The sequence below is a fragment of the Motilibacter deserti genome (assembly GCF_011250635.1).
Taxonomy (GTDB): domain Bacteria; phylum Actinomycetota; class Actinomycetes; order Motilibacterales; family Motilibacteraceae; genus Motilibacter_A; species Motilibacter_A deserti.
Genome location: NZ_JAANNP010000139.1, coordinates 1 through 3,972 on the forward strand (window position 1 = coordinate 1; position 3,972 = coordinate 3,972).

At 71.6% G+C, this 3,972-nt stretch carries 5 protein-coding genes; all 5 read right to left on the bottom strand.

Annotation, left to right across the window (positions count from 1 at the left end; translation table 11 throughout):
- On the bottom strand, positions 1-898 hold an 898-nt coding region (locus G9H71_RS21375; RefSeq protein WP_407939784.1), incomplete at its 3' end, for a ParA family protein.
- Positions 899-1,365: 467 nt separating this feature from the next.
- Positions 1,366-2,073, bottom strand: coding sequence for a 16S rRNA (guanine(527)-N(7))-methyltransferase RsmG (rsmG, locus tag G9H71_RS21380; RefSeq protein ID WP_331273181.1), 708 nt, complete (start codon positions 2,071-2,073; stop codon positions 1,366-1,368).
- A complete protein-coding gene (locus tag G9H71_RS21385) occupies positions 2,070-2,624 on the bottom strand; it encodes a Jag family protein (protein ID WP_166284793.1) in 555 nt (184 codons plus the stop codon). Before G9H71_RS21385 ends, rsmG begins: the two co-directional genes overlap by 4 nt.
- 41 nt (positions 2,625-2,665) lie before the next feature.
- Positions 2,666-3,703 (bottom strand): membrane protein insertase YidC, encoded by a 1,038-nt coding sequence (gene yidC, locus G9H71_RS21390; RefSeq protein ID WP_166284794.1) that lies wholly within the window; start codon positions 3,701-3,703, stop codon positions 2,666-2,668.
- A gap of 72 nt (positions 3,704-3,775) precedes the next feature.
- Positions 3,776-3,972, bottom strand: a 197-nt coding sequence (yidD, locus tag G9H71_RS21395) for a membrane protein insertion efficiency factor YidD (protein WP_166284795.1), incomplete at its 5' end; no start/stop codon positions are given.

Consider the following 3,972-nt stretch of genomic DNA (forward strand, 5'->3'; position numbering starts at 1 on the left):
ACCCCGGATCGTAGGTCAGCACGGTCTGGCCGTAACTGGGGGCCTCGGAGATGCGCACGGAGCGCGGGATGGCGGTGGCGAGGACCTGGGCCTCGAAGTGGTCCCGGACCTCCTGCGCCACCTGGGCCGCCAGCCGGGTGCGGCCGTCGTACATCGTGAGCAGGATCGTGGAGACGTGCAGCGCGGGGTTCAGGTGCGCCTGGATCAGCTCGACGTTCTTCAGCAGCTGACCGAGCCCCTCGAGCGCGTAGTACTCGCACTGGATCGGGATGAGCACCTCGCGAGCCGCGACGAGCGCGTTGACCGTCAGCAGGCCGAGGCTGGGCGGGCAGTCGATGAGCACGTAGTCGAGCCGGCCCTCCTCCGCGGTTCGGTTCGCGAGGTACTTGTCCAGCGCCCGACGCAGCCGCGACTCGCGGGCGACGAGCGAGACGAGCTCGATCTCCGCGCCGGCCAGGTCGATCGTGGCCGGTGCGCAAAGCAGGCCGGGCACCTCGGCGACCGGCACGACCACCTCGGCGAGAGGGCGGTCCTCGATGAGCACGTCGTAGATGCTCGGGACCTCGGAGCGGTGGTCGACTCCGAGCGCGGTCGAGGCGTTGCCCTGCGGGTCGAGGTCGAGCACGAGCACGGCGAGCCCCTGGGATGCGAGCGCGGCCGCGAGGTTCACCGTCGACGTCGTCTTGCCGACGCCGCCCTTCTGGTTCGCGATCGTCAGCACCCGCGTCTCCGGAGGAGAGGGCAGCGGTGCACCGAGCGGGGGTCGTGACGAGGTCTTGCCCCGGCGCTCCGCCTCCAGCTCGGCGTAGAGCGGCACCGACTCCAGATCCTCCACCGGGTTGTCCTCGCTTGCGGTTCCACGTGGAACGGGGGTCGGGGCGTCGGGCTGCTGCGCCAGAGCGCGGGTCGCGTCGCTAGTGGTCACCGGGACCGGTACGTCGTGCCCGCGTCCGGTGGGCACGGAGAGGGGGCTTCCGGACGAGGGCTGCGTCGTCGGCGAGTCATCACCAGCCCGGGCCGCCCCCACCACATCGGCAGGATGACCGGTCGCCGTTGCGTCGCCTGCTGCAGCGGCAGGAGTCTCGTCTGTGGCGGGGGTTCGCTCGAGAGGCCCAGCGGCGGTCTCGTCCACGGGCGGTTCGTCGCTCCCGGGCGCCTCGACCGAATCCACGGGCGACGGCTCGTCGGCCGCAGCTCCGTCCCCCGCCTCAGCCGGGGCGGGCGCAGCATCGTCGCCCTCCGGGACCTCGCGTGCCGCACCGGAAGGAGCCGCGGACTCGGCAGCGACGAGGACGGGCCAGCCCAAGCCCGACGCCGCCGGCCGATCGGGGATGCCCGTGGGCCAGCCCAGCCCGGTCTCCCGCGTCACGCGCTCTGCCCGTCCTTCCCGGTCGTCGCCGTCCTAGCACCACCCTGCTTGCGTACGCGCACGATTGTGGCGCTCTCCCCGATGCTCTCGTTCTCGACCTGCTCGATCGTCGCCTCCTCCGCCGCCAGCCGGCCGAGCACGGAGCGCGCCTCCTCGAGCTCGGCGGACGCCGACTGTCCCTTCAGGGCAAGCAACGTCCCGCCGGCCCGGAGCAGCGGCAGCGCCCACTGACTGAGCTTCGGCAACGGAGCCACCGCCCGTGCCGTCACGAGGTCGAAGCTGCGCTTCGGGAGCTTCTCCGCACGCTCCCGGACGACGGTGACGTTGTCCAGGCCGAGCTCGTCGACCACCTCGGTGAGGAATTGCGAGCGGCGCAACAGCGGCTCGACGAGGACGACCTCGAGCTGCGGGCGGCGCAGCGCGATCGGGATACCGGGGAGCCCGGCACCGGAGCCGATGTCCGCCAGCCGTCCGGTCTCCGGCAGCAGCTCGGCCACGAGAGCGGAGTTGCCGATGTGCCGTCCCCAGACGCGGTCGGCCTCCCGCGGCCCGAGCAGCCCACGCTCGATCCCCGCCCCGGCCAGCAGTTCGGCGTACGCCGTCGCCTGCGCGAGCCGCGGTCCGAAGACGTCGGCAGCCCAAACGGGAGCGCCCGTTCCACGTGGAACGGGCGCTGTGGGCTCGACGTCGGTCGTCGGGATCACGCGCCCAGCGGAAGGACGACCACGTGGCGACCCGGCTCGACGCCCTCGGACTCGGAGGTGAGCCCCGCCGCCGCGACGGCGTCGTGCACGACCTTGCGCTCGAAGGGGGTCATGGCAGGCAGCGCGACCCTCTCCCCGCTGGTGCGAGCGCGCTCGGCCGCGTCCTTGCCCACCTGCGTGAGCTCCTCGCGGCGACGCGCGCGGAAGCTGCCGATGTCGAGCAGCAGCCGGCTGCGGTCACCCGTACGCGTCTGCACCGCGAGCCGGGTCAGCTCCTGCAGCGCGTCGAGCACCTTGCCGTCGCGCCCGACCAGGTGCTCGAGGTCCTTGCCGACGATCGCGACGGACGCCCGGTCCGCCTCGACGTCCATGTCGATGTCGCCGTCGAGGTCGGCGATGTCGAGCAGGCCCTCGAGGTAGTCGGCAGCGATGTCGCCTTCCTCCTCGAGCCGCTGCACGAGGGTGCGCGACCGCTCCCCGGCCGGCGCCGAGCTCGCCGCCTGCTCCTCGACGTCGGTGCTGTCTTCCGTCGGGCTGGTGGTCTCAGTCACTTACAGCTCCCAGGTTCTACGGTGCCGGCGACGACGCCGGATCAACGCTTGCGCGGCTGGCGCTTGGGCTGCTGCCGCTTCGGCTGCTGGCGCTGCCCGGTGCGGGCCGTGCCGCCCCCGGCGGCTCCGCCCGCCGGTGCCGGCGAGCCGGGGGCCCCTCCGCCGCCCGGTCCCTTGGTCAACGAGGGCCCACCCCCGTCCTCGCCCTTGCCCCCGTCGGCGGCCTTGCCGCGCCCGAACAACCGCCCGAACAGCCGCCCGAGCAGGCCCCCGTGCCCGCCGTGCTCGGCACGACGCTTCTCCAGAGCCACGGCGGCCGGCGAGCCCGGCGTCGGGTTGCGCTGGATGACGTAGAGCTGCTGACCCATCGACCAGATGTTGGTCGTCAGCCAGTAGATGAGCACGCCGATGGGGAAGTTGACACCCGACACCGCGAAGACGAGCGGGAAGACGTACAGCAGGATCTTCTGCTGCTGTGCGAACGGGCTGTCCATGCTGGACGGCGGCATGTTCTTCGTCATGACCTGACGCTGCGTGGTGAACGTCGTCGCCGACATCAGCACGATCAGGATGATGGTCAGGATGCGCGCCGCGCCGCTGTCGGTGTTGAGGAAGGTGTCGGAGATCCGTGCTCCGAACAGCGACGCGTTGAACGCGGGCTCGACCAGGTCGGCGGGGAACCCGGGCGGCGCCTTCTCGTGGGCGACGCCGTTGAGCACGCGGAACAGCGAGAAGAAGATGGGGGCCTGGAGCAGGATCGGCAGGCAGCTCGCGAACGGGTTGGTGCCGGTCCGCTTGTAGAGCTCCATGAGCTCCTTGGACTGGCGCTCCCGGTCGTTCTTGTACTTCTCCTGGATCTTCTTGATCTCCGGCTGCAGCACCTGGAGCCCGCGCTGGGCCTTGATCTGGCGCACGAACAGCGGGATCAGCAGGATGCGCATGACGATGACGAGCCCGACGATGGACAGCGCCCACGTGATGCCGGACGCCTCGGGCAGACCCATGGCGGTGAGCACGGAGTGCCACGCCTGCAGGATCTTCGAGACGACGTACTCGAGCGGGGCGAGGATCTGGCCCACGTGCTGGGTCTCCTGGTGGCTATCGCCGCGCGGGCGCGGGTCGGGGCTGCGAAGTCTTAACGGTGGTGGCCGTCAGGCTGTTGCGTCCTGCGCCACCGCACGCGGCGGTGGCACCGGGTCGTAGCCCCCCGCCGTGAACGGATGGCACCGGAGCAGGCGCCGGGCGGAGAGCCAGAGGCCGCGCACGGCGCCGTGGGTGGAGACGGCGGTGTAAGCGTAGTTGGAGCAGGAGGGGTAGTAGCGGCACTGCGGCGGAGTCAACGGGGACA